The organism is Brevibacillus sp. FSL K6-6036 (genome assembly GCF_037964015.1).
Classification (GTDB): Bacteria; Bacillota; Bacilli; order Brevibacillales; family Brevibacillaceae; genus Brevibacillus; species Brevibacillus borstelensis.
This window is the reverse complement of record NZ_CP150173.1, coordinates 1,499,702-1,525,002: the sequence shown is the minus strand read 5'-3', so window position 1 is coordinate 1,525,002 and position 25,301 is coordinate 1,499,702. Positions and strand designations below refer to the sequence as shown.

Here is a 25,301-nt window from a genome sequence, read left to right as displayed (position 1 = left end):
GACAAATCTCCCCCTGTCTTTCGCACAGGGGACAGGCACTTTTTGCCTTCTGTAACAGTATCACAAGCCATGCCCGGCAGCAAATGCAGATACTGGTCCTACCCTTTTTTGGTCAGCTCCCGGATGACATGTCCAAGCTCCGGCACGATCAAACGATTCATCGCCAAGCGGACTGCTCCTGTAGAACCTGGCGTAGAAAAAATGGCCTTTCCCTGTTTGACTCCTGCGACCGCTCTGCTGAGAATGGCTGCCGAGCCGATGTCCTCCGTGTAGCTCAACATGCGGAACAACTCGCCGAAGCCCGGAATCTCCTTTTCCAAAAGACCCGAAACGGCTTCAAATGTATTGTCCCGAGGAGAGATGCCTGTCCCGCCATTTAGCAAAATCGCTTGAACCGCCGGATCGGCCACTCCTTCTTCGATGGCTGCGATCACCTGTGCAGGCTCGTCCTTTACGATGCGATATTGCAAAGTAAGATGGCCAGCCTCCTGCAACAGCTCCATCATCAATTGGCCGCTCTTGTCCGTCTCTTCGGTCCTTGTATCTGAAACGGTAATCACCATGCAGCCCACTTGCTTCGGGGCATTTGCCTTATGCTCCTTCGTGCTCATATGATTTCATCCTCTCTGGAAACGGCATAGGAAAAACCGTCCCGCCCCCCGTCTTTTATCTGAAGCCATGATACCATTTTCATGGCAGGCCTATCCAGTCACGTGCAATACCGTTCGATTACATGTTTCACTCCCTGCTGGATCGGGATTGTTTTATAATGAGGCGATAGAAGGTTGACATTGCTTTCATCGAGGTGGGTACTCACATGCCAAATCGCCCTTTCTTTTCCTTTCACTTTCACAAGCATTCCAAGACACCGCTTAACGTTCAACTGTTCGAACAGTTGCAAACAGCCATCTTGCGCGGCGCCTTTCTCCAGGGAGACCAGCTGATTTCGCTTCGCGAGATGAAGGCGATCACCGGCTGTTCTTTGGAAACGGTGAAAAAAGCGTACGATTTGCTGGTCCAACATGAATGGGTAGAAGCCCTGCACGGAAAGGGGTATTTCCTCACCGCAAAAGCCAGGGAAATGCGACGCAGCGACCGGCTCCCTCTCGCTGATATTCCGTTCTTCTCATTGGCTGATTCTACACCCCCGCCAGGCGACGACTTGCTGCGCCGACTGCGCTCTTCCTTTGCGGATAGCGTAAACGTGCTGACTGAACAGGCAGGGCAAAAGAAACTCCGAAGAATACAGGCTGCAGACGCCTATTGCGTACATTTGAACAGCCGGGGAATACCTGCCGCACCTGAGCGTCTGCTATTGTTTAACCGCAGTACAAGTGCATTTACCTTCGTTGTTCAGCAGCTTATGCAGAAAACAGATATCGTCTTTGTGGAAGAATACCATTACCCTGTATTTTCCTCTTTGCTGAAACACTGCGGCATCACCGCAAAAGCGATCCCGCTAGACAGGGAAGGCATAGATATAGAAGCTTTGGAAGCCGCAACGAAAACAGCTCCTCCCGGGTGGCTTTTGATCAATCCGCATCACCATTTTCCTACCGGGATCAGCTATTCTCGCAAGCGGAAAGAATATTTGCTTGACTGGGCGGAAAGAAATCGCGTGACGCTTTTGGAAAACGACCATCACGGAGATTTGTGGTTTCGCAGACCAAGTCGCACGCTTTACCAGCTTGCAGTGGAAACAGGACGCTCAGTCCCCGTCTATACGCTTCATTCCTTTTCCAAAACGCTTGGGCGCGACCTTCAACTAGGGGCGCTCGTGCTTCCAAGCCAGCTTACGGAGGAGGAGCGTGAGCGTTTGCGGCAGCTCGTTTCCCTTACAGGTGCAGAGCCATCCTTGCTCATTTTGGAGGCGGCCGTTTCCCTCCTGAACGATCCGTGGTTTGCCGAAGTTTATCTGGCGGAAAGACGCTCTCTCTTTTTTGCCAGATGGCAATGCCTGCTTCAGGAACAGCCGCAAGCACTGCCGGCACATGCCCGCCTGCTGCCGATAAAAGGCGGACTCAATACGTGGATCGAGTGGGGGACGCCCAGTCCGCACGCTGCCGCACAGGAAGAACGGGTAATTGCTCACCTGCGCGAGGAGGGACTTGAACTTGCGGCAGGAAAGTCCTTTCGCCTTCCCGACGAACCAGAGGGACTCATCCGGCGGCCAGCCGTTCGCTTTCCGTTAGCTCCGCTGGACAAGCGCGAGCTGACGTATTGGCTGCAGCGCCTGGGAGCCATGCTCCTTCGTTAAAAATCCATCTTCACCTCTTGCACTTCGTCTATTATACTTACATTGGTTCCTGACATACTAAGCGAAAGCCTTTTGCCCAATCAAACGGAGAGAACCGAGGATGATCGCGAATGATACGGAAAATTGTAGAGAAGCTCCACCTTGATCCCCCGAAAACCCTTGTCCTTGGTTTTGCCCTTATCATTCTGCTTGGTGCCTTTCTGCTCACGCTGCCTGTCGCGACGATCGACGGGGCGGGACTTTCCTGGCTGGATGCCTTGTTTACCTCTACGTCCGCCACATGCGTAACAGGATTGGTCGTCGTGGATACAGGCACGACATTTACTTTGTTCGGGCAGCTCGTGATCTTGAGCTTGATCCAGGTCGGCGGGCTCGGCTTCATGACCATCGCCACTTTTTTTGCTCTGATCATGCGCAAGCGAATTTCTTTGCGCGAGCGCCTTCTCCTGCAGGAATCCTTAAACCAGGTTTCGATTGAAGGGATTGTGCGCCTGGCAAAGCTGATCATTATTTTTACAGCTATCACCGAGGTTATCGGCGGATTGCTGCTGGCCCTGCGCTTTTCTTTTGACATGCCGGTCGGCAGAGCCTTTTACTACGGCTTTTTTCATGCCATCTCCAATTTTAACAACGCCGGCTTCGACTTGATGGGCGACTTCTCCAGCCTGACACGCTATGTATCGGACCCTGTTGTGACGTTGGTCGTCTGCGCCATGATCATTCTGGGCGGGATCGGCTTCATCGTCGTCAGCGAAGTGTTTGAATACCGTCAGACAAAGCGATTGTCGCTCCATACAAAAGTTGTTTTGTACACGACTGCCTGTCTGATCCTGATCGGTACCGGACTGATTTTTATACTGGAATACAACAATCCGAAGACGCTTCAGCCGCTTTCGCCATTGGGGAAGGTGCTCGGCTCCCTGTATCAGTCCGTCACGGCACGTACGGCAGGCTCAAACACGTTGAGCATCGGAGATATGCGGCAGTCTTCCCTGTTTCTCATCATCCTGTTGATGTTTATCGGGGCCTCTCCAGGGTCTACGGGAGGCGGTATCAAGACGACGACCTTCGCTACCCTGATCGGAGCCGTCATCGCCCAGATCAAAGGGAAGGAAGATGTGATTTTTTTCCGCCAGAGATTGCTGCCCCATGTCATCTATAAATCGCTGACTGTAACCGTCATCGGGATGCTTGTCGTCATCGTCGTAACGATGATCCTCACCATTACCGAAGCGGGTGCCGAATTTTTGATGATCCTGTTCGAGGTGACCTCCGCATTTGCCACAACGGGGCTTTCGATGGGACTTACCCCGCTGCTGACCCCGATCGGCAAGATCCTGATCATCCTGACCATGTTTGCAGGCAGGCTAGGCCCCCTTACCATCGCCTTTGCACTAGCCCAGCGAAAGCAAAAGGAATACTACCGCTATCCAAAAGGAAAAATCATGATTGGATAGCGAATAAAACAGCCCCGTCACTTCAGCCCAGAGGCCGAATGGACGGGGTTGTCGTTTTTCGCGCCAATAAATAGCCGGCAAGCAACAGGGCAAGGCTCCACGCTCCACTCACATAGAGCGGATCGATACCGGTCACAGGCAGCAGCAGCCAGCTCCAGACCAGTGCGAAAATCGGCGCGCCCCAAATCGCGACTGCTCCATAGCGCTCATGTACCGGCGTCAACTGAAACAGGAAGAAAAGCACGGGGAAAAATACCGTGACCCCTCTGAGCGTCATCGCCAGGAAGGCCCAATGAAGAATGAGTGCATGCTCATCCAGACAGACAAATGCGTAAGCCATCAAAATTACAACGATGATCAACAATCGTGAGAGGGCCAGATTTTTTTTGTCTGAGCGAAAGCGGTCCGTATATTTCTGGATGACATCCCGATTGAGAATCGTTGCGATGCTGAGTGTCAATGCGGCGCCTGTCATCACCACAGAAAGCAGGATAACGGCATATGCCCCACCGGCCAGCCATGTCGGGGAATGGAGCAGAAAGAACTGGGGAACGGCCTCGCGCGGTGAAAGCTGCGGATGCGTGTCATGCATATACATCCCGATCCATGCACTCACCAGACCGATCAAAATGATGACAACTCCCGCTGTCACGGCGCCTGTCCGGGCATCTGCGGCACTGCGGCTCGCGAAAATGGGCTGAAGATACGCCTGCGTAGAAAAAATGCCGACGATCATTGCTGCACCCTGCGCCCAGCCTATGCCTGCTTCCGGCACAGTCAGAGTGAAACGCCCTTCGCCCCACCAACGGATGTAGCTGTCTCCGCTCACTTGCCACCACAGCCAAGCGCCAGTCCCGACCAGCAGCAGTACAAGCATGGCTGTTTTTAACGTCCCGACGATGCTCGCTCCCATGAAACCGCCAGCCAGCACGTAAGCAAAAATTAAAAAGGACGGGATCAACGCCATAACAACCAACGGCCCTTTCCAGAAAACAGTGACGAACGGAAGGGCAGCCAGCAATTGTGCGATCACCTGGATAAACATGCCCAAGGATAAAAACAAGCTGGCTCCCAGTTGCGAGCGGCGACCGTATTGCCCTCCGACCAGCTCTGGCAGCGTCTCCACCCTCATCCGAATAAAGCGATTGGCAAACAGCCCAAGCAGCATGACCGCAACCCCGCCGCCCAGCGTAAACCAGATCGAAGCCAAGCCGTACTGAAAGGCAAGCTCTCCCGTTCCGACGATAGAGGTGCCGCCGACGAATCCACCTACCAGGGCTCCGGCAACCATCCCGGCTGACAAGGAGCCCCCTGCATTGCTAAAATCGCTGCTGCGCCGTACAGCTCGCTTCGCCACAACACCGGCAACGACTGTACACATCAAGACCGCAAGAAAACTGAGCAGAAATCCGATCGAGGACACGCTGTTCTCCCCTCTAATGCTGCTTTGTTGGGCCGCCACGGCAACACGTGGCGACATCTGTCAAAAGATTGAGTTAATGACTTTAGTATATTACAAGAATGAGTTCATTCACAATAAGGGTTTACCCTTCCAGTGATATGAGCCATAAAAAAGACCCTGCTTGCTGTCGGCACAACGACCTTTGCAAACAGGATCCCGTGTATTCTCTTTACTTGGAAACGGCGGAGCCGGAGAGTGCTTCGCACACCAGTCGGCCCATTTCTTTTGTTCCAATCGCTTTGCTTCTGTCTGCGGCGATGTCTCCGGTACGGTGTCCCGCTTCCAGTACGGACCAGACAGCACGCTCTACATCATCTGCCGCTTTGTCCATCCCAAAGGAGAGCCGGAGCATCATCGCTGCGGACAGGATCGTCGCCAACGGATTGGCGATTCCTTGTCCGGCGATGTCAGGCGCCGAACCGTGAACCGGTTCGTACAGGCCAAAGCTTCCCTCAGCGAGGCTTGCCGATGCCAGCATACCGATCGAACCGGTCAGCATGGCCGCCTGATCGCTCAAAATGTCCCCAAACATATTTTCTGTCACGATGACATCAAACTGCTTCGGAGCCCGGACCAACTGCATGGCGCACGCGTCTACCAGCATATGGGAGAGCTCGACGTCCGGATAATCGGCCGCTACCCGCTCTGTTACCTTCCGCCAGAGACGGGAGCTTTCGAGAACATTCGCCTTGTCTACCGAGACGAGGCGTTTTTGGCGCTTGCGGGCCACATCAAACGCGACGCGGACGATACGCTCGACCTCCGCCTCGTGATAGATGCATTGGTCTTCTGCCACTTCGCCGTTCGGTCCGTCGTAGCGTTTTTTCTCTCCGAAATAGATGCCGCCTGTCAGCTCCCGGACGACGATCAGATCGACGCCAGATACGACCTCCGGCTTGAGCGAGGACGCCTCTACCATCGAGGAATGCATGGTCGCCGGCCGAATATTCGCAAACAAGCCCAGCTCTTTGCGAATGCCGAGAAGCCCCGCTTCCGGACGAAGATGGCCGGGATTTTGATCCCATTTGGGACCGCCCACGGCACCCAGCATAACCGCATCCGCTTCTTTTGAGATCGCGATGGTTTCTGCTGGCAGCGGTGTTCCATCTGTGTCGATGGCGATACCGCCGATGCGTCCGTATTTGTAGTCAAATGTTACTCCTTCACGTTCTGCCACCAAAGAGAGAACCTTGACCGCTTCCTCCATGATTTCCGGTCCGATTCCGTCTCCGGGCAGGACTGCGATGCGATAGTTTTTTTTCATCTTCATCCCGCTTTTCTTTCAGTATCGTCTCATGCAAGTATGGTTGATCTCTTCCACGTATCGTTTTTCTTCTATTTATATATGGTTTCATGCAGCCGATTCATATCCGGCATCATATACAACCGAATCGTTTTACCGGCTGCGTTCGGTTTCCTATCATTTTTACCGTCTGCCGTACGCTTTGGTCTCTTCCACTCTATCCTTTTTACCGTTCGTCACACGCTCAGCTCGTCGCTGCTACCAGGGCCTCTCCGCGACGCTCCAGAATCTTGTTGATGGCCCGCACATAAGCAATTGCGCTCGCTTCCAGAACGTCCGTGCTTACGCCACGGCCGGTTACCGTAAGATCGCCCTGCTGCAAGCGGACAAACACTTCTCCGAGGGCATCCTGGCCTTGTGTTACCGAGAGAATTTTGTAATCGGTCAGACTGACCTCTTCACCCGTCGCCCGATCAATTGCCTTGTAAATGGAATCAACAGAACCGTTTCCGCATGCAGCCTCCTCGCATGTCGAACCATCTGCCCGCACCAGTCTTACGCTCGCGGTCGGTACGGAGAGGTTGCCGTAGGAAAGCTGTACGGACTCGAGGCGGTACATTTCCGTCCCGCGGACCATTTTTCCGTCAACCAGAGCCAGAATGTCATCGTCGCTGATCTCTTTCTTCTTGTCGCACAATTCCTTGAAGGAAGCAAAAGCCGCGTCGATCTCTTCCTGCTCCAGATGGTAGCCAAGCTCCACCAGCTTTTCTTTGAAAGCATGGCGGCCGGAGTGTTTGCCCAGCACCAGCTTGTTGGATTTGAAGCCGACGGATTCCGGACGAATAATTTCGTAGGTGGTCGCCTCTTTGAGCACGCCGTCCTGGTGAATTCCCGATTCGTGGGCAAACGCATTCGCCCCCACGACCGCCTTGTTCCCAGGCACGATCATCCCGGTCAAACGGCTGACCAGCTGACTGGTCCGGGCGATTTCCTTCAGATTCAGCTTGGTCGTCGCCTCGTAGAAATCCTTGCGAGTCTCAAGGGCGAGAGCCACTTCCTCCAACGCTGCGTTGCCTGCGCGCTCTCCGATACCGTTGATGGTTCCTTCCACTTGGGTCGCGCCCGCTTCCACTGCGGCGAGGCTGTTTGCCACCGCCATGCCCAAATCGTCATGGCAGTGACAGCTCAGGCGGATTCCTTCCACTCCGGGAACGCGCTGGCGCAGCTCGCGGAAGATGTTTCCGTACTGGTACGGTGTCATGTAACCGACTGTATCCGGGATGTTGACTGTGGTCGCGCCTGCTTTGATCACAGCTTCTACCACTTCGGCCAGAAAATCGATCTCGGTGCGGGCAGCATCCTCGGCGGAGAACTGCACTTCCGTAAAGTATTTCTTGGCGTATGTGACTGCTTCCACCGCTTTTTCCAGCACCTGCTCCTTGGACATGCGCAGCTTGTGCTCGCGGTGAATCGGCGATGTCGCCAAAAAGACGTGGAGGCAGGCGTTTTGCGCATGGCGCAGCGCTTCGTATGCCTTATCCATATCGCCCTTGACCGCGCGGGCCAGGCTGACGATGGTGGAATTTTTCACGCGCTTTGCCACTTCGGCCACGGACTTTTGGTCGCCCGGGGAGGCAGCGGCAAAACCCGCTTCAATTCTCGTAACGCCCAGCTTCTCTAGTTGTAGGGCGATCTCCACCTTCTCGTTCGTGCTGATGTTGACGCCCGGAGACTGCTCCCCGTCGCGCAGTGTTGTATCAAAAATCTCAATGGTCCGCATGAACTTTCCACCTCCACAAAGTTGTTTTGTGTTCTTTCTTATTTATTCAACCAGGACATCATGCCGCGCAGCTTCGCACCCACTTGCTCGATGCCATGTTCTGCTTCCAGGCGGCGGCGAGCATTGAAGCCAGGGCGGTTCGCCTGGTTTTCCAAGATCCAGTTGCGAGCGAATGTGCCATCTTGAATTTCAGCGAGCACTTTTTTCATCTCTTTGCGAGTTTCGTCCGTGATGATGCGACGGCCCGTGCTGTAATCGCCGTATTCAGCCGTGTCACTGATCGAGTAGCGCATGCGGGCGAGTCCGCCTTCGTACATCAGGTCAACGATCAGCTTCAGCTCATGCAGACATTCGAAGTAGGCAATTTCCGGCTCGTATCCAGCCTCAACCAGCGTATCGAAGCCCGCTTTTACCAGCTCGCTCACGCCGCCGCACAATACAGCCTGCTCACCGAACAGATCTGTTTCAGTCTCTTCGCGGAAGGACGTTTCGATGACGCCCGCCCGGGTGCAGCCGATGCCGCTTGCGTACGCCAGTGCTGTTTCCTTCGCTTTGCCGGAAGCATCCTGGTATACCGCGATCAGACCTGGAACGCCGAAGCCCTCTTGATACACGCGGCGCACGAGATGGCCCGGGCTCTTTGGAGCAACCATGATCACGTCAACGTCTGCTGGAGGCACGATTTGCCCGAAGTGGATGTTGAAGCCGTGGGAGAAGCAAAGCGTCGCGCCCGCTTTCAGATTGCCTGCGATCTCGTCGCGGTATACTTGCGCCTGACGCTCATCCGGCATGAGGATTTGCACCACATCTGCACGGCTGGCCGCTTCCGCTACCGATACGACTTCAAAGCCGTCTTTTGCCGCTTGGTCCCAGGATTTCCCTTCACGAAGACCGACAATGACTTTATAACCGCTGTCGCGCAGGTTTTGTGCTTGCGCGTGGCCTTGGCTGCCGTATCCGATAATTGCTACCGTTTTTCCTCTCAGTGCCTCTTTGTTTACGTCTGCTTCATAGTACATAGTTACCATGTGTATAGCCTCCCTAAAAAAGTTTAGTTGTTATCATTATTCTGAATATGCTGGTTTATACGTTGGCCGGTACAGGCACAACACTGCGTGCCATTGCCATGGAACCGGTACGCGTCAGCTCAATGATACCGTAGGTTTGCAAAAGAACGAGCAAGGCGTCGATTTTTTCTGTATCCCCTGTTACCTGGACGATCAGCGAATTTGGACCTACATCGACGATTGCGGCCCGGAACGGCTCGACAATTCCGTTCAATTCGGCCAACTGGCTCGGGTTGGCACTTACTTTGATCAGTGCCAGCTCCCTGGATACAAAGCTGTTTGCGCTGAGGTTCGTAACATTGATCACATCAATCAATTTATAGAGCTGCTTCATTAATTGATCGATTTTTTGCTCGTCTCCCCCGGTGGTGATGATCATCCGGGACAGCCCCGCCTCTTCGCTTCCGCCGACAGTGATGCTGTCGATATTGAAGCCGCGCTGGCCAAACAGATTGGCGACACGCGTCAGCACGCCGGGTTGGTCATTGACGAGTACGGCAATCGTATGTCGCTGCATCTAGTCGTCCCCCAATACCATTTGATCTAATGTGTTGCCGGCAGCAACCATCGGATAGACGTTTTCTTCCTGGGCCACGCGGAAATCCACAACGACTGGACCGTCATGCCGGAGTGCTTCGGCCCAGACAGCTTCTGCCTCCTCTGGCGTCGATGCCCGCAAGCCCTTTACTCCGTAAGCCTCTGCCAATTTGACAAAGTCCGGGCTGCAGGTCAGATCGATCTGGCTGTAGCGGTTGTCGTAGAACAGCTCCTGCCACTGGCGAACCATTCCGAGACACTGGTTGTTGATGATGGCGACCTTGACCGGTACGCGATACTGGGCGAGAATTGCCAGCTCCTGGTTGGTCATCTGGAAGCCGCCATCCCCTACCACCGCGATAACTGTTCGCTCTGGATGTGCAATCTGCGCGCCGATCGCGGCCGGGAAGCCGAAGCCCATCGTGCCGAGACCGCCCGAGGAGATGAAGGAGCGGGTATGCTTGAACTTGTAGTACTGTGCCGTCCACATCTGATGCTGTCCGACGTCTGTCGTGACAATCGCTTCTCCATTCGTGGAGCGGTACAGCAGTTCAATCACCGCTTGCGGCTTCAAGACCTCGCCATCCTTTTTGTAGCTGTACGGCTTTTCTGCCTGCCACTTGTGCAGCTGCGCAATCCACTCCTCGGAGTCGCACCGGGAGATGAGCGGCAGCGCCTTTTGCAAGGTGCTCTTCACATCTCCGGTCACCTTTACGGCTGTGGAGACGTTTTTGCCAAGCTCCGCCGGATCGATGTCCACGTGGACGATGCGGGCTTTCGGAGCAAACTCCTTCGTCCGCCCCATCGTGATCCGGTCGTCGAAGCGGGCACCGAGCCCGATGACACAGTCAGCGTTGAGCAGCGCCTGATTGGCTGTGTAGGAGCCGTGCATTCCCGGCATTCCCAGAGACAGCTCGTGTACCCCTGGAAATCCGCCCAGCCCCATGAAGGTGTTGATGACCGGAATCCGCGCCGCTTCGGCGAAAGCGCGCAGCTCCTGATCGGCTCCGGCGGAAATGATCCCGCCGCCTGCCATGATTACGGGCCGCTTCGCCTTTGAAATCGCCTGAACGAAAGCCTCGACATCCTCGTCGCTCGGCACTACCTCGGCTTGATAGCCGCGAATTTCCACCTTTTCCGGATAGAAGAACGGCGCCTTGGCATTGCTGACGTCTTTCGGAATGTCGATCAGGACCGGTCCCGGGCGCCCTGTCGTTGCGATATGGAACGCTTCTTTGACGACTCGCGGAATGTCGCGGACGTCACGCACAAAGTAGCTGTGCTTCGTGATCGGGATCGTAATGCCCGTGATGTTGGCTTCCTGGAACGCATCCGTGCCGATCAGTTGCTGAGCCACGTTGCCTGTGATGCAAACGAGCGGAACGGAGTCCATCTGCGCCGTGGCAATCCCGGTTACGAGATTGGTAGCCCCCGGCCCGGATGTGGCGATGACCACGCCCGGCTTTCCTGTCGCCCGTGCATAGCCGTCGGCTGCGTGAATCGCGCCTTGCTCGTGCCGGGTCAGGATGTGCTTGAAGTAGCTGCCGTACAAAGAATCGTAAATCGGCAGGACCGCACCGCCCGGATAGCCAAAAATGTACTCCACTTGCTCCAGGATCAGGCTGCGCAGAAGCGTCTCCGCCCCTGTCACCTCCTCACCGAACTTGACCGGCGGCATGCCGTTCTTTCCTTGTAATTCGGCTGTTTGTACACTCATGTTTCTCTCCTCCTCCCACGGTCTCTTCATGTATTGAAAAAACCTATTGGCTAATAGAAAAACCCTTTCGCCCCGACACGGTTTTGTATGCCATGTCTGTTTGGGGCGAAAGGGTTCGCGGTACCACCCAACTTCATCGGCGCCTCACGGTCAGCCGATCTCAGCCAGTCGATTGAAGACTGCGACACGGTAACGGGTGTCAATCGGCCCTACCTACTAGCCGCTATGGCGGCAGCGACTTTCAGTAAGGCGGCTCGAAGGCGAGCAATGCTCTGCATTCTTTGCCCAGTTCTCATCATCCTGGGCTCTCTGTAAAAGAAGTGGCAGGCACCATCCTTGTCATAGCCGGTTTGAATCAATATTTTCAATATTTCATTGTTGTCTGAAAATAAAGTGTTATGTCTGATTATAGCCACGCGTCTAGGGGGTGTCAACGAGATAAAAAACATTTTGCCGGACTTTTGTCCGAACGAATGTTCAGTCAAAAACGGCTTCGCCGTGCGGTTTTTTCGTGTAAGCGGATTCACATTCTTTTCAAAAAATTTGCGCTGCCGCTGCATTTTCTCCGGCCCAGAGCCCCCTCCATCCTGCTTTCCGTCGAAAAACGAGTCAGGAGATTCCGATCCCTGCCCAGCAAAAAAGCCCGGGCTTTCCCGGACTTTCGGCATGGTCTCTCTTTACGCTTTCAGCCCATTTTTCTCCGCCATCCCTCTGATCAGCACCTTGGCTACCTCGGGTCGGGAAAATTCGGCTGGAGGCATCACTCCGTTGCGAAGCAGCTCCCTTACCTTTGTACCGGACAGCTTTACATGCTGCTTGCTGTCATGCGGGCAGGTCTTGCCTGTCGCCATTCCTTGGCATGCCTTGCAGTAGAAGCTGTGTTCAAAAAAGAGCAGTTGAATCCCCAGCTCCCCAGGCAAAAACTCGGAGAAAATGTGCTGTGCATCATAGGTTCCATAGTAATCTCCGACTCCGGCATGATCCCGCCCTACGATGAAATGGGTGCAGCCGTAATTTTTCCGCACCAAAGCATGAAACACCGCCTCTCTCGGCCCGGCATATCTCATCGCTGCCGGAAAAGAGGCCAAAAACACCCTGTCCCGCGGATAGTAATGCTCAAGCAGCACCTGATAGCTCTCCATCCGGACGACAGCCGGCACGTCGTCCGCCTTCGTTTCCCCCATCAGCGGATTCAGAAACAAGCCGTCGACGATTTCCAAAGCGGTCTTTTGGATGTACTCATGGGCCCGGTGGACCGGATTGCGTGTCTGAAACCCGACGACAGTCTTCCAGCCCTTTTCCTTGAATGCTTCCCTCGTCTCCGCCGGCGTGTAGTAGGTATCGGCAAACAGTGCGGGAATGGGTCTTTTCAGGACGTCGATCGGACCGCCAATGTACAGATCGGGCTTCTCAAACAGCTTTTTTACTCCGGGATGCTCCAGATCGTTTGTACGGAATACATGCAAGGCTTCTCGTCTTTTATCAGGCTTGTATTTGCTGTTAACCGTCAGCACTGCGTACACCGTACCATCTTCCCCCGCCAGCAGCACTTCGTCCCCGATCCCGACATCCCGCACAGTTCTCTCATCCACGGCGAGGGTGACCGGAATCGACCAGACCGTGCCATTTTGCAAACGCATCGATTCGACAACAGACTCGTAATCCGCTTCTTCGAGAAAGCCGGTAAGCGGCGAAAACGCTCCGATGGCAATACAATCGATGTCTGACAGCGTCCAGCGATCCACCGTTATGACCTTGCGGCTTCCTTTCTGCGGCAACCTTTTTTCCGGCGATACGAGTCGATTGATCAAAATGCCACCGTGGGGCAGGCTGCACTGTTTCATCATCCTCATCTCCCATTGCTTATTTATGCAGTCCGCATTCTGTTTTCGAAAAACCGCTCCACCTGCCAGCACGGGGGTCCTCTCCCGGCATTACAGGCCGGGTGCAAACACTGCATCCAATACTCGGATAGTGGCGATCATGCAGAGGGTTGTAGACGACATCGTGGGACCGGATGTACGTCCAGACGTCTTCCTGAGTCCAATCCGCCAACGGGTTCAGCTTGACCAACTGAAATTTTTCATCCCACTCCACCTTTTTCGCATTTGCCCGCGTAGGGGCCTGCTCCCGCCGAATTCCTGTAATCCATGCGCTATATGTGGAAAGAATTTCTCGCAGCGGCTCTACCTTCCGAAGCTTGCAGCAGAGATTCGGTTCCCTTTCCCAGAGCTTGTCGCCGTATCTCTCCGCCTGTTCTTCCAGAGTGAGCGCTGGCAGCTTTTGAATGAATGAGATGCCATAACGCTCTTGCAAGCGATCCCTCGTCGACAGCGTTTCCGGAAAGTGTTTGCCTGTGTCGAGATAAAAGATTGGCGTTTTCGGGGCCAGCTTGTGCAGCATGTCGATCAAGACGACGTCTTCCGCACCGAAGCTGGATGCCAGGACAATCTCTGTCCCAAACTGTTCGATTCCCCATGCGAGCACATCCTGGGGGTGCTTGGTTTCCAGGCGGTAAGCTGTCACATTCAGCTCCGCGTCCGAAAACCTGCGTTGATGGGTCATGCGTTTACTCTCCCTTCCTGCTAGGCTTACCTCACATCATATGAGGAAAGCAGGCGGGTGGATATTCGTCCCGGCAAACAATTGCCCACCGGCAGCCAGTGAATTCTCCCGGTCAGTGATCGACTTTCCCGGAGAGCAAAAAAGCGCCGCCGGATTTTTTCATCCAGACGGCGCTCTTGAATTTACTTGTCAGAGTTTTCGTTTTCGTAGGGAGCAAAGAAGCTGACCACCGGCATTGTGGCTGGTGTTGCCAGTGATGTTGTGGCTTGCGCTGCCGCTTGCCCCTCAGACTGGCTGCTGTCAGATACGGTGCTTTTTCCCAGGAACGAGGATGGCGGCACCACGTATGTTCCTTTATTTTCGCTCTCCTTGGCAAAGGCTCCTGTCGTCAGCATCGCCGAGCTCGCTACTGCCAGAAGGCCCAACATCATCCATTTGTTCTTTTTCATCTGTTCTAACACTCCTATCCAGGATTTTCTTTCACGCTCTCATCGTAACGCATCTGCATGGAGGCCAGAAACGGACGGGAGATGGGTTTTATTTCCTCCCGGAGACGGATGCATCGGCAGGTTTCAAGCCTGAGTTCCCCCGGTGAGGCATACCATCCTTTCCAAGACCATTGCACCAGTACCAAATTCTCATTTTTTCCCAATTCCATGTACAAAGAAGAAAAAAATGGTACGATGCTGTTGTTCTGATTTTTTTCCTAGGAGGATTATGCATGAAGAAAGTGATCGGCATATGGCTTACGGCCATTCTCTTGATTGCCGCTCTCACCGCTTGTTCGCAAAACGCCAAACCGGCTGATGAGAAGGCCCCCCAAAAAACCGAGGAGGCTTCATCGGATACGAAAACATCCGATACATCCTCATCTGAAGCAAATAAAGCTCCCGGAGAAGCCGTCCCCTTTGAAGTGGTTGGACAGTCCTCTGAAGACGCTCCGACCGATCAGGGTCAGACCGAGGTGCGTCTCGGGGGGAATGTTACCGTCGAAGAGAAGGAACTCGTCATCAAAGGGACCAGCAATCTGCTGCCTGGGGCCATCGTGGAGGCGGAGGTTACCTCAAAGGGCTACAACATGTGGGGATACAAGGCAAAGACAGAAGTTAACGGGGACGGCAGCTTTGAGATGACTGTAAAAAAGCCGGATGTCAAAAATACGATGGATGTGGAGCTTTCCTTTGATCCCTACGACCAAAGCGATCGCCTCAAGAAAGTCTATGGAGATAGCGGGGAGAAGCTGGCCGGACCATTCGTCTACCAGTCCAGCAATTTTGCCGAGATGGCATACTACGCTGCTGCTTACGCTCATGTGGCCCATGATGCCCCACTCAAAACGGCCGTCGCATTTGAGACTCCGAAGTGGGATAGACCTTCCGATTACGGGGACCCGACCGTCTGGTTCAAACCAACTGTGACCAAGGATGAAAAATACCTCTACGTCTCGGTAAAAAGCAACCTGTTGGAAGGGGCAACTGTCAAAGGGGATGTCGATATTCCCGGGCACATTCATTACGGATACACGGACTCTACGCGTGTCAAGCCCGATGGCTCGTTTACCTTGCAAATCGCCCATCCCAAAAAGGTCAAGGAGTATTATTTCCTGATTCGCTATGAGCCTGAAGAGGTGACGTGGCCAACCTTGAAGGAAGCCTACGGAACAAAAGGCGAAAAGCTGAAGGGTGAACTGGTCAAAGTGAAAGACAAAGATGACAAGACGATCAATATCGTAGAGATGAAAATCAAAATTACCGAGTAGAGCCTGACTTTCAGTCGAAAAATGCGTGTAAAAAAGAAACTGCCGGTTCGCTTCACTTTCGCAAGCAACTCGGCGGTTTCTTTTTGTCTTAGCGAGCGGCATATGAGCAGACAGTCATATTTTCGGCGTCCGAATCGCTGCTATTTGGCGTCTGTCTCGCTGCTTGTGACATCCATCTGTTATTTTTTAAGCGCGACTCGCTGCTTTTCGGAGACCATGAGTTCACTTGCAGCTTTTCAAAAGTCCCACCGCAGCTTTTTAAAAGTCCACTCGCAGCGCTTCCCTTTATTTCTTCTGAGCAGCCTCAGGCTTCTTCGGTGTTCCTTCCAGAAGCAAATCCTGCATCGCTTTGCGCTTCTCCTTCGTTAGCCCCAGCGCTTTCTCCAGGTATTCGTCATAGGAGCCGTAAGACTTCTTGATTTCGTCGAGAGCAGTCTGGAGGTACTCCTTGCGCACATCCAGCAAGCCTTGAGAAATCTCCATGCTGTATGGATCGAGCGCGTCCTTGAACATGTCGACCGCGATCTTGTTTGCCCCTTCGCGGTATGTATTGCTTTGCTGAGCAGGAGTCATCCATTACGGTCTCTTCCGGTACGTCCAGGGTTAACTTTGGCTGCAAAAAGCTTTTTGGAGATTTTTCCGTCTCAGGGCTCATCCATCTTTCACTACTCGGTTCTCGAGCAAACAGGCGAAGGCATTCTCGGCTACGACGATTTTGGGCCGTACTCGATGCGAGACGTTCGCGCCGAAGTATGGCGACTGCCCTCTGTTCTTACTGCCGTTCGCGAAAAGCAGACGACTGTCTCCTTGTCTGATTCGCTGCACCAGTATCCTTCTCGTTATGTACAGGGGTTGAACCCTTTGCTGATCGTGCCGATCTGCTCGTCGTCAACCGTCATTGGTTTTGCCGGATTATGCAGGCATGCAGGCGGTCCTTCTTCGATTTCCCAAAACCTGGTCCATTATGCATCAAATCCGCTGTCAGGAAGCTAAAGGCGCATAACCGCTCGCAGGCCGTGGCCAAAGCGATGGGCCGGGGGCTGATTTGCTAACTCGATAAAAATAAAAAAACCGGTCAACCCCGAAGGGACGACCGGTTTTATTGTCTTACGCGTTCAGTTTGCTTTTTGCAACTGTTGCCAGCTCGTTGAATGCCAGTTTGTCATTCACAGCCAGATCAGCAAGCATTTTGCGGTTTACTTCAACGCCAGCCACTTTCAGGCCATGCATCAGACGGCTGTAGGACAGACCGTTGAGGCGAGCTTGCGCGTTGATACGAGTGATCCACAGTTTGCGGAAATCACGTTTTTTCTGACGACGGTCGCGATACGCGTACATCAGGGATTTCATTACCTGTGCGTTCGCGGATTTAAACAGGCGATGCTTGGAACCGAAGTATCCTTTCGCCAGCTTCAGGATTTTCTTATGACGACGGCGTGATACAATGCCACCTTTTACTCTTGGCATACTAAATTCCTCCTGATATTCCAGCACGGCGGCCTGATTGACTAGCGGCCGGGGCGAAAGCCAGACTGAAAGCTGGCCGGCTTACCCAACCTCCACAAGGCGCTTAGGGAGCACATGCTGATCATAGTGTTTGTTGGTTCGAGAATACGGTTTACAGATACGTAACCAGCTGTTCGATGCGTTTTTGGTCGCCTTTGGACACCAGAGCGCCTTTGCGCAGGTGGCGCTTCGCTTTGGTGGATTTGTTGGCAAACAAGTGGCTGGTGTAAGCGTGGTCGCGCTTCAGTTGGCCGGAACCAGTCTTTTTGAAACGCTTCGCAGCGCCTTTATGAGTTTTCATTTTCGGCATGGTGGTAATCCTCCTGTCCTAAACTGCTGTTTCGAGGCGGTGTGGCCTCGGCTTTTACTTTTCCGCTTTCGGCGCCAAAATCATGATCATGCTGCGGCCTTCAATTTTAGGCTTGCGCTCTGGAGCTGCAAGATCTTCACAAAGGGTGGCAACACGTTCCAAGACTTGCTGTCCGATCTCGGAGTGAGTGATTTCACGTCCACGGAAACGAATCGAGCACTTCACCTTGTGCTGTTCTTCCAAAAACTTGCGGACGTTGCGAAGCTTCGTTTGAAAATCGTGTTCCTCGATGTTGGAAGAGAAACGCACTTCCTTCAACTCGATGATCTTCTGGTTGCGACGCGCTTCCTTTTCCTTCTTTGCCTGTTCGTACTTGAACTTGCCGTAGTCCATGATACGGCAAACCGGCGGCTTGGCTGTCGGAGCTACGTTCACCAGATCGAGATCAGCTTCCTGCGCGATACGCAGCGCTTCTCTGATGGGCACGACTCCCAACTGGCTCCCGTCCGATCCAATTAAACGGACTTCACGGGCGCGAATCGCTTCGTTCACTAACAGTTGATCCTTGCTAATACTTGCCACCTCCGTCTTTTTCGAGAAGGAACAAAAATGTGCGAACGCTAATGCGCCCGCACATATCTCACCTAGCAAATACAACAGATTCACAGATTGCTTTGCGAGTGACCTGTCAACAGTCAAAATGACGTCGAACCAGGTGAGAAGCTGGGCGCTCCTGCTTTTTCTCGAAGGTATAAGTGTTTATACTCATATAATCATACTGGGTGAAGCAAGTCTTGTCAAGGGGGACTTCACTTTCACTATCCACCGATATGGGACATCTCTACCTTGGATCGTTTGGCGATCCCCGGCGTATTCTTGAGACGCTCCTCGGAATAGCGGTCATCCCGGCGAAGCCAGATCGAGCTGATCAGCTCCCGGATTTCCCCGTCGCTCTTCCCTTCCCGCAGCGGCTCGCGCAAATCCTCGCCGGACGAGGCAAACAGACAGTTGTACATTTTGCCCTCCGCCGACAAGCGGGCACGCGTACAAGTGGAGCAAAACGCCTGGGTGACCGAAGAGATCAAGCCGATCTCCCCCTCCTCGCCGACATAGCGGTACCTCGATGCGACTTCTCCGTAATAATTGGGATCAGCGGCTTCCAAAGGCATCTCGCTGTGAATCATGCTGACGATCTCCCTGGATGGCACCACCTGATCCAGCCTCCAGCCGTTGCTGTTGCCGACATCCATGAACTCGATAAAACGCAGGATGTGCTTTTTCTCCCGGAAATACCGGGCCATCGGCAGGATATCCTGGTCGTTGACTCCGCGCTGCACGACCATATTGATTTTCACGCCAAGTCCCGCTTCAGACGCAGCCTCTATTCCTTCGAGTATCTGCTCCACGCGGTACCCTCGGCCGTTTATCTTGCTAAAGCGCTCGTCATCGAGAGAATCCAGACTCACTGTCACTCTGTCGAGTCCCGCCTGCTTCAGCTCCTTGGCGTGCTTGGCCAGCAGCGAGCCATTGGTGGTCATCGCAATATCCTTGACCCCCTCTACCCCGCGAATCATCCTGATCAAGTCCGCCAGATTCCTGCGCATCAATGGCTCTCCGCCTGTAATGCGGATTTTCTCGACACCGAGCGAAGTAAAAATGGCGGTCAACCGTGTAATTTCCTCAAACGTAAGCAGCTTGTGCTGCGGCAAGAACGGATAGTCCGGGCCAAATATTTCAGCAGGCATGCAGTATTGGCAGCGAAAATTACATTTGTCTGTCACAGATATGCGCAAATCGCGGAGAGGACGTTTTCGTGAATCAAACACTTGCTTTTCCATCGCTGACCACTCCCCATTCGCCATCATTACCCTGCTTGCTTACGTGGGTGACAGATGGGACGATATATATATGATACTGCCAGAATCGCGGCAATTGTAGCCCCCTAAACGCTCAACTTCTTGAACAAATTGCGGAGAACGGATGATTTCCAAAAGCTGTGCGCCCTCTTCGCTCCGGTAGAACGATCCGCTCATCAGCAGATCATAGCGCTCTTCGGCGACCGGAATAAAATCGAGTCCCATCGCTTTGGCCGCCGAATAAATGCCCAGTCCGACATCAGCAGTGCCACCGGCGACCGCGGCGGCGACACTTAAATGGGAGACTGCCTCACGGGAATAGCCGTAAATGTCCGCTTGATCAATCCGCTCTTGCTTGAGCAAATAATCTAGCAGCAGCCTCGTTCCCGCACCCCTTTGGCGGTTGATGTACGTGACGCCGGGTCTTACCAGGTCGCGAACCGTAGCAATCCCCAGCGGATTTCCCGGTTTGACGATCCAGCCTTGCTGACGGTAGACCAGCTGGATGAGCACCACGTCCTTGCCGGGCAAATATTTTTCCACAAACGGCTGATTGTAGGTGCCTGTCGCTTCATCGAACAAGTGGATACCTGCGATATGGGCTTCCCCTTTTTGAATGGCCAGAATCCCTCCCATACTGCCGAGATGGGAGGAGACGAGGAACCGATCCGGATGGGCCAGGCGAAGCAAGGTATGGAGCACGTCCATGGACAAATCATGGCTTCCGGTAGCTACGATCGTGTTATGAATCTGCTCGAGCGGCCGATACAGCTCGATTTCCGCCGTCTCTCCCTGCTCGTATCCGAGATGGCCGGGGGAGATTCGCAAGAGCCCGTCGGCCCGTACCATCGACATGGTGACTCCCGCCGCGCGGGTCAATGGATTGGCGATGTACCTGCCGTCGATACAGCCGACCGTCATGCGGATAAAGTCTTCCGCTCCCATGACGGAAACGATGCGTCGCCCGATTGTCGCTTTAATCTTCTGACGCTCGTTCTCCATCACTCCATAATACCGATGAATGAGCGAACGGGCAAACCATTCCAGATTCAAGTAGGCGGAAACGGGATATCCCGGCAGCCCGATCACGGGTTTTCCTTCCACAATCCCGACTACCACCGGCTTTCCCGGACGGGTCGCTACTCCATGTGTCAGCACTTCCCCCAGCTCTTCCACGACATGGACGGTAAAATCCTCCCGGCCCGCTGACGAACCGGCATTCAACAGCACCAGGTCCGCATCCTGCACGGCCGATTTGACCGCTTCCCTGATCAATCCGCAGTCGTCCGGAACGATGCTGTGAATGACCGGCTCCGCCCCCCACTCCTCCAAATAAGCGGCAAAAACGGCTCCGTTAAATTCGATGATCTCCCCTTCGGCTACCTGCTCGGAAGGAGGGATCAGCTCCGATCCGGTCGGAATGATGACAACTCTCGGCTTCTTGTAGACCGGAATCGTGACATTGCCGCCCGCGAGCAATGCTCCCAGATCGACTGGCCGCAGCTTGTGGTGGGCCGGCACAATGACCTCGCCGATCACAACGTCTTCGCCGATCGGACGGATATGCTGCCAGGGTGCGACCGACTCCAAAATCTCGATCGTCTCCTCGTCCACCTGATGCACATATTCGATCATGATGACGGCGTCGAATCCGTCGGGAATCGGGTCTCCGGTATCTACTTCTACGTAGTCCTCCCCGCGCTTCAGCCTGACGGGATGCTGCTCGTCTGCCCCAAATGTCTTCTCAGCCCTTACGGCGATGCCGTCCATCGCAGATGCATGGTAATTGGGCATGGAAACCTTGGCGTAAATCGGCTCGGCGGTAACCCGGCCAAGTGCTTTTGCCGTCGGAATGTACTCGATCTGCGGCGCGAAGCGGACTTTTTTCGCAATCTTCTCTTGTGCTTCCCGAAGCGGGGTGTCTTCCAGGTAGATTTTCCGCATACTTCTCCTCCTGCGAACGTTTCAGCGTTGGTTTGATCCCTGCGCTTTCGCCCTTCTATGACTTGCTTTTTTTGCTTCAGCTCTTGAAAAGATGTACTTTGACAGACTCGCCTTCTACGATTCCTTCTTTATTTGCCGCAATCTCCACGATCCCTTCGCTTTCGACCAGCGTGGAAATCAGGCCCGACTTTCCAAAGACGGGCACAGCCCACAAGCCGTCCTCTCGCTCCTCCAGCTTGACTCGAATGTAATCCGTCCGCCCAACCGCGGAAGGGACGTTTCTCGCTATTTTTGCCGACAGGCGCAGGTCCGTCTGAGCCGGGCGAAGCCCCTGGAGTCTCTCCAGTATGGGGACAGCGAAGAGTTGAAACATAATCATCGCCGATACCGGATGACCGGGCAAGCCCATCACCGGTTTTTCTCCCGCTTTTGACAGAATTGTCGGCTTGCCGGGCTTGGTCGCGACACCGTGAACCAGAACGCCGGGATCACCGAGAGACTGCATCACCTGTACGGTGTAGTCCCTCGTCCCGACGGAGCTGCCGCCCGACAAAATGAGAAAATCCACTTTATGAAACAATTCGCTTGCCCGTTTGGCAAAGGTATCGTAATCATCTTTGACGATTCCCCCGTACAGGACCGTTGCTCCGCATTGCCGGGCTGCCGCTCCGATGGTGACGCTGTTGATGTCCCTTACTTCTCCCGGGGCAAGCACCTTTTTTTCCGAAGGAACGATCTCGTCTCCGGTGGACAATATGCCGACGATTGGCCGAGGGTGTACACGCACCGATGTCCTTCCGATCGCAGACAGGACGCCAAGATCCTGTGGACGGAGCCGATGCCCGCAAGCCATGACCAGCTCTCCTCGCTCCACGTCGTCGCCGGCCCGGACGATATTTTCGCCTGGAGCAACTTGCCGGAAGACATTCAACATCTCCCCAACCTCTTCGACATGCTCGATCATGACGACGCTGTCAGCCCCGGCAGGGATCATCCCTCCTGTCGGAATTGCCTGAGCCTGTCCTTCATGCAGGGCAGTATCCGCTGCCATGCCCATCTCGATCCGGCCTGTTATGTCCAGGAACGCCGGCAATGAATCCGAGGCCCCAAACGTATCTTTGGCGCAAACAGCAAAACCGTCTACCGTCGAGCGGGAAAAGTGCGGCACCTGCTCATCAGAGATGACGTCTTCGGCAAGCACCATCCCGCACACTTCGATCAGGGGAAGCTCGACGGGAGGCCGGCAGGGCTGGAATTGCTCGTTGATGATGCGCAGCGTCTCGGACACGGTTTTTACATGGAAGAATTTCATGTCTGCCTCCCTTTGGAATAATCGTTTAGCTTGATCACAGGATCGACTATAATTACAAGAAAAAGGAGAAAATTCCGATATGATCGTAAAGGTATTCGCCAATTTCCGCGAAATTTGTCAGGCAAAAACGGTAGAAGTCCCTACAGACAACGGCAATCGGGTCATCGATATCCTCGAGACGCTGATCAGGATGTTTCCTGCGTTGGAAGAGGAGGTCTTCACACCGGAGCGAACACTCAAACCATTTGTCCACGTCTTTATCAACGGGCGCAATGTCATTCATGCAGACGGGCTGGAGACACGCGTGCAGGAGGATGACCAGTTTGCGCTGTTCCCTCCGGTAGCAGGAGGCTGAAATGGCTGAGCAAACCGTGGAGCTGCGCGGCATCCCTCTCTCTCACCTGATCACCTATCTCGCCGAGTGCGGCGGAGTGCCGCTCGGCGATACGCTGCCGATCACAGTCCGAGGCGAACGTTGGCAAGCTGAATTGTTGCGGGAGGAAACCATACCGATTACCTCCCGCTTTGAGGTGCAAGCCGTGTTTATCCGCTTTCAGGCTGACGATCAGGGAACGCTCGACCGACTGTGGGAACGCTTTCGGATCAAGGTTCTCCGGGTTGGCGGTTGACAGGCCGGAAACAGCCGGCGAGAAAGAAAGATAGCCAGAAAAAGGTGGATGCCAGGCTCCACCTTTTCTTGCTTGCTAGGAAATGCCCAGCTCTTTCAGTTTTGCTTCAGGCACAACGCCGTCCACCCAGCCGCGCACCTGGTAGTATTCGTCCAGCATGACGTCCATGCGGCTTACATGGCCGGCACTGTTCCCTGTTCCCGGCTCTTCCGTAAAGCGTTTGGGCAGGTGGTCGTCCTCCCGTTTATTGAATCCGGCCAGGTTGTTGTAATGGCGCTCCAGATTGTAGATGCGCTCGCCGATTTTCATGACGTCGTCCGCGCTTACTTGAACGCCGGTCATCGTCGCGTACTGCTCAGCGTAGTTCTCCGCATTTTCCGAGAACGAGGAGAATTTGCAAATGTTCATCGAGTCGGAGAAGGCCAATAGGTCCTGGAATACCTTCAGCAGCTCTCCCTTGCCTTCCGGCTTCAGGCGGTCTGTCGGCATCGGGATACCGGCAATTTCGCTGGCAACCGTGTACCCGCGCAGGTGACAAGCCCCCCTGTTGCTGGTCGCGTAGCCGAGTCCAATCCCCTGGATGCCGCGCGGATCATACGCCGGAATGGCCTGACCCTTGACGCACATCGCCAGGTTTTCGTCGCCGAAGTGCTTCGCCGCTCGGGCGGTTCCTTCTGCGAGCACATCGCCGATCCCTTTCCGGAAGACGAGCATTTCCGTCAGCTCGATCATCCGGTCTGCATCGCCCCAGTCGATTCTCTCTTCCGTCAGCCCCTTCTCGTACGCTTCCATCATACAGGACAGCGTATTCCCCAGCTCAATCGTGTCCATGCCGTGCTCGTTGCACAGATTGATCAAAAAGGAAATCGGCGCCGCGTCGCTTACTCCGCAGTTGGCGCCAAGCGCCCAGCCGGACTCGTACTCGAAGCTCTCGACGCGGGTTTTGTACTTGCCTTCCTTTACTTCGACTTCCTTTTTGCAGGCTACCGGACAGGCATGGCAGGTATTGTCCGCCACGAGCAGCGTAGCGTTGACCGTCTCGCCGCTGTGCCCCTCTGCTCCGTCCCAGTGCGAATATTTGGAATTCATCGTCGGAAGTGCGCCTACTTCATTGATGATACTGGTCAAAACGTTCGTGCCGTATACAGAGAGACCGCCCTTTTTCGGAGCCGTCAGACCGCCTTCCATGATCGCTTTGAGCGCCTTCTGGTTTGCTTTCTTGTACTCCTCATCCTGTGCAGGCTGCGGCATGTTTCCTTTTTGGGGCGCCTTGATGACGATCGCCTTCAAATTCTTGCTGCCGGCTACCGCCCCTGTGCCCCCACGCCCTGCCGCTCGGTCGTTTTCGTTCATGAACCCCGCAAAGCGAACCAGATTCTCTCCCGCTTGTCCGATGCAGATCACACTCAGGTCTTCCTTGCCGTAGCGCTCTTGCATCGCCTTTACTGTAGCGCGGGTCCCCTTTCCCCACAAGTCGCTTGCATCGCGCAGCTCTCCCTGTCCGTTCTCGATGTACAGGTAGACTGGTTTGTCGCTTTTGCCTTTGAAAATGACGTTGTCGATGCCCGCCCACTTCAGCCGCGCAGCCGACCATCCGCCCATGTGGGAATCCGTCACCGTACCTGTCAACGGAGACTTGGTCACCATACAGAGACGGCCGCTCATCGCCGAGCGCGATCCGGTCACCGGTCCGGTCATCACACAAAGGATGTTCTCGGCAGAAAACGGTTCCACCTGCGGACCGTTGTCATACACGTATTTCACTCCAAGCCCGCGTCCACCGATGTACTTCCTCGCCAGCTCCTCGTCGATCTGGCGATAATCCACGGCACCGGAAGAGAGGTCGACCAGGATCTCGCGGTTTTTGAAACCTCCCAGGTTCATCGCATGCTTCCCCCTT

General features: G+C 54.3%; 25 protein-coding genes and 1 other annotated feature. Of the genes, 6 read left to right on the top strand and 19 right to left on the bottom strand.

Annotation, left to right across the window (positions count from 1 at the left end):
• Positions 1–98: 98 nt before the first annotated feature.
• Entirely contained in the window at positions 99–611 is a 513-nt protein-coding gene (locus tag NST37_RS07675) for a molybdenum cofactor biosynthesis protein B (RefSeq protein ID WP_003387803.1), read from the bottom strand.
• 206 nt (positions 612–817) lie between these two features.
• Here NST37_RS07675 and NST37_RS07670 point away from each other — a divergent pair, with 206 nt between their 5' ends.
• Complete coding sequence (locus tag NST37_RS07670; protein WP_339186525.1) at positions 818–2,257, top strand: PLP-dependent aminotransferase family protein; 1,440 nt, start codon at positions 818–820, stop codon at positions 2,255–2,257.
• A gap of 110 nt (positions 2,258–2,367) precedes the next feature.
• Positions 2,368–3,714 (top strand): TrkH family potassium uptake protein, encoded by a 1,347-nt coding sequence (locus NST37_RS07665; RefSeq protein ID WP_003387806.1) that lies wholly within the window; start codon positions 2,368–2,370, stop codon positions 3,712–3,714.
• A gap of 22 nt (positions 3,715–3,736) precedes the next feature.
• On the opposite strand, the gene NST37_RS07660 is transcribed toward NST37_RS07665, so the two are convergent.
• The 10 genes from NST37_RS07660 to NST37_RS07615 form a co-directional block, all read right to left on the bottom strand.
• Positions 3,737–5,137, bottom strand: coding sequence for a Na+/proline symporter (locus tag NST37_RS07660; RefSeq protein WP_003387807.1), 1,401 nt, complete (start codon positions 5,135–5,137; stop codon positions 3,737–3,739).
• Positions 5,138–5,345: 208 nt separating this feature from the next.
• On the bottom strand, positions 5,346–6,440 hold the full coding sequence (gene leuB, locus NST37_RS07655; RefSeq protein WP_024984402.1) for a 3-isopropylmalate dehydrogenase: 1,095 nt from the start codon (positions 6,438–6,440) through the stop codon (positions 5,346–5,348).
• A gap of 223 nt (positions 6,441–6,663) precedes the next feature.
• Positions 6,664–8,199: a 2-isopropylmalate synthase gene (locus tag NST37_RS07650; protein ID WP_003387809.1), complete on the bottom strand. Its 1,536-nt coding sequence runs from the start codon at positions 8,197–8,199 to the stop codon at positions 6,664–6,666.
• A 38-nt stretch (positions 8,200–8,237) separates the two neighbouring features.
• A complete protein-coding gene (ilvC, locus tag NST37_RS07645) occupies positions 8,238–9,227 on the bottom strand; it encodes a ketol-acid reductoisomerase (RefSeq protein WP_003387810.1) in 990 nt (329 codons plus the stop codon).
• Positions 9,228–9,282: 55 nt separating this feature from the next.
• Positions 9,283–9,783 carry an acetolactate synthase small subunit gene (gene ilvN, locus NST37_RS07640; protein ID WP_003387811.1) on the bottom strand — a complete coding sequence of 167 codons (501 nt, stop codon included), beginning with the start codon at positions 9,781–9,783 and terminating at the stop codon, positions 9,283–9,285.
• Positions 9,784–11,520 carry a biosynthetic-type acetolactate synthase large subunit gene (gene ilvB / locus NST37_RS07635; protein WP_003387812.1) on the bottom strand — a complete coding sequence of 579 codons (1,737 nt, stop codon included), beginning with the start codon at positions 11,518–11,520 and terminating at the stop codon, positions 9,784–9,786.
• A 209-nt stretch (positions 11,521–11,729) separates the two neighbouring features.
• Complete coding sequence (locus tag NST37_RS07630) at positions 11,730–12,188, bottom strand: hypothetical protein (RefSeq protein WP_003387813.1); 459 nt, start codon at positions 12,186–12,188, stop codon at positions 11,730–11,732.
• Positions 12,189–12,197: 9 nt separating this feature from the next.
• The gene (sat, locus tag NST37_RS07625) at positions 12,198–13,364 is read right to left on the bottom strand and encodes a sulfate adenylyltransferase (RefSeq protein WP_003387815.1); all 1,167 of its coding nucleotides are present in this window, start codon (positions 13,362–13,364) and stop codon (positions 12,198–12,200) included.
• 19 nt (positions 13,365–13,383) lie between these two features.
• Complete coding sequence (locus tag NST37_RS07620) at positions 13,384–14,085, bottom strand: phosphoadenylyl-sulfate reductase (protein ID WP_003387816.1); 702 nt, start codon at positions 14,083–14,085, stop codon at positions 13,384–13,386.
• A 182-nt stretch (positions 14,086–14,267) separates the two neighbouring features.
• Positions 14,268–14,534 (bottom strand): hypothetical protein, encoded by a 267-nt coding sequence (locus NST37_RS07615; RefSeq protein ID WP_003387817.1) that lies wholly within the window; start codon positions 14,532–14,534, stop codon positions 14,268–14,270.
• Between the two features lie 272 nt (positions 14,535–14,806).
• On the opposite strand from NST37_RS07615, the gene NST37_RS07610 reads away from it, so the two are divergent.
• The gene (locus tag NST37_RS07610; protein WP_024984403.1) at positions 14,807–15,844 is read left to right on the top strand and encodes a hypothetical protein; all 1,038 of its coding nucleotides are present in this window, start codon (positions 14,807–14,809) and stop codon (positions 15,842–15,844) included.
• 285 nt (positions 15,845–16,129) lie between these two features.
• Here NST37_RS07610 and NST37_RS07605 read toward each other — a convergent pair whose 3' ends face one another.
• Complete coding sequence (locus NST37_RS07605; RefSeq protein WP_003387819.1) at positions 16,130–16,417, bottom strand: tyrosine-protein phosphatase; 288 nt, start codon at positions 16,415–16,417, stop codon at positions 16,130–16,132.
• 36 nt (positions 16,418–16,453) lie between these two features.
• On the opposite strand from NST37_RS07605, the gene NST37_RS07600 reads away from it, so the two are divergent.
• A complete protein-coding gene (locus tag NST37_RS07600) occupies positions 16,454–16,837 on the top strand; it encodes a hypothetical protein (RefSeq protein ID WP_024984404.1) in 384 nt (127 codons plus the stop codon).
• Positions 16,838–16,951: 114 nt separating this feature from the next.
• Here NST37_RS07600 and rplT read toward each other — a convergent pair whose 3' ends face one another.
• From rplT to glp, 6 genes are all read right to left on the bottom strand, one after another.
• The gene (gene rplT, locus NST37_RS07595) at positions 16,952–17,311 is read right to left on the bottom strand and encodes a 50S ribosomal protein L20 (protein WP_003387821.1); all 360 of its coding nucleotides are present in this window, start codon (positions 17,309–17,311) and stop codon (positions 16,952–16,954) included.
• Between the two features lie 151 nt (positions 17,312–17,462).
• On the bottom strand, positions 17,463–17,660 hold the full coding sequence (gene rpmI / locus NST37_RS07590; RefSeq protein WP_003387823.1) for a 50S ribosomal protein L35: 198 nt from the start codon (positions 17,658–17,660) through the stop codon (positions 17,463–17,465).
• Positions 17,661–17,714: 54 nt separating this feature from the next.
• The gene (infC, locus tag NST37_RS07585; protein ID WP_031932304.1) at positions 17,715–18,218 is read right to left on the bottom strand and encodes a translation initiation factor IF-3; all 504 of its coding nucleotides are present in this window, start codon (positions 18,216–18,218) and stop codon (positions 17,715–17,717) included.
• A gap of 41 nt (positions 18,219–18,259) precedes the next feature.
• Positions 18,260–18,405, bottom strand: a sequence feature (ribosomal protein L20 leader region).
• Between the two features lie 73 nt (positions 18,406–18,478).
• Positions 18,479–19,498, bottom strand: coding sequence for a GTP 3',8-cyclase MoaA (gene moaA / locus NST37_RS07580; RefSeq protein WP_003387825.1), 1,020 nt, complete (start codon positions 19,496–19,498; stop codon positions 18,479–18,481).
• 39 nt (positions 19,499–19,537) lie between these two features.
• Positions 19,538–21,460 (bottom strand): molybdopterin biosynthesis protein, encoded by a 1,923-nt coding sequence (locus tag NST37_RS07575; RefSeq protein WP_031932303.1) that lies wholly within the window; start codon positions 21,458–21,460, stop codon positions 19,538–19,540.
• A 76-nt stretch (positions 21,461–21,536) separates the two neighbouring features.
• Complete coding sequence (glp, locus tag NST37_RS07570; RefSeq protein WP_171506405.1) at positions 21,537–22,772, bottom strand: gephyrin-like molybdotransferase Glp; 1,236 nt, start codon at positions 22,770–22,772, stop codon at positions 21,537–21,539.
• A gap of 79 nt (positions 22,773–22,851) precedes the next feature.
• Here glp and NST37_RS07565 point away from each other — a divergent pair, with 79 nt between their 5' ends.
• The gene (locus NST37_RS07565; protein WP_003387828.1) at positions 22,852–23,127 is read left to right on the top strand and encodes a ubiquitin-like small modifier protein 1; all 276 of its coding nucleotides are present in this window, start codon (positions 22,852–22,854) and stop codon (positions 23,125–23,127) included.
• A gap of 1 nt (position 23,128) precedes the next feature.
• Positions 23,129–23,401 (top strand): hypothetical protein, encoded by a 273-nt coding sequence (locus tag NST37_RS07560; RefSeq protein ID WP_003387829.1) that lies wholly within the window; start codon positions 23,129–23,131, stop codon positions 23,399–23,401.
• A gap of 75 nt (positions 23,402–23,476) precedes the next feature.
• On the opposite strand, the gene NST37_RS07555 is transcribed toward NST37_RS07560, so the two are convergent.
• On the bottom strand, positions 23,477–25,285 hold the full coding sequence (locus NST37_RS07555) for an aldehyde ferredoxin oxidoreductase family protein (protein WP_003387830.1): 1,809 nt from the start codon (positions 25,283–25,285) through the stop codon (positions 23,477–23,479).
• Positions 25,286–25,301: the final 16 nt, after the last annotated feature.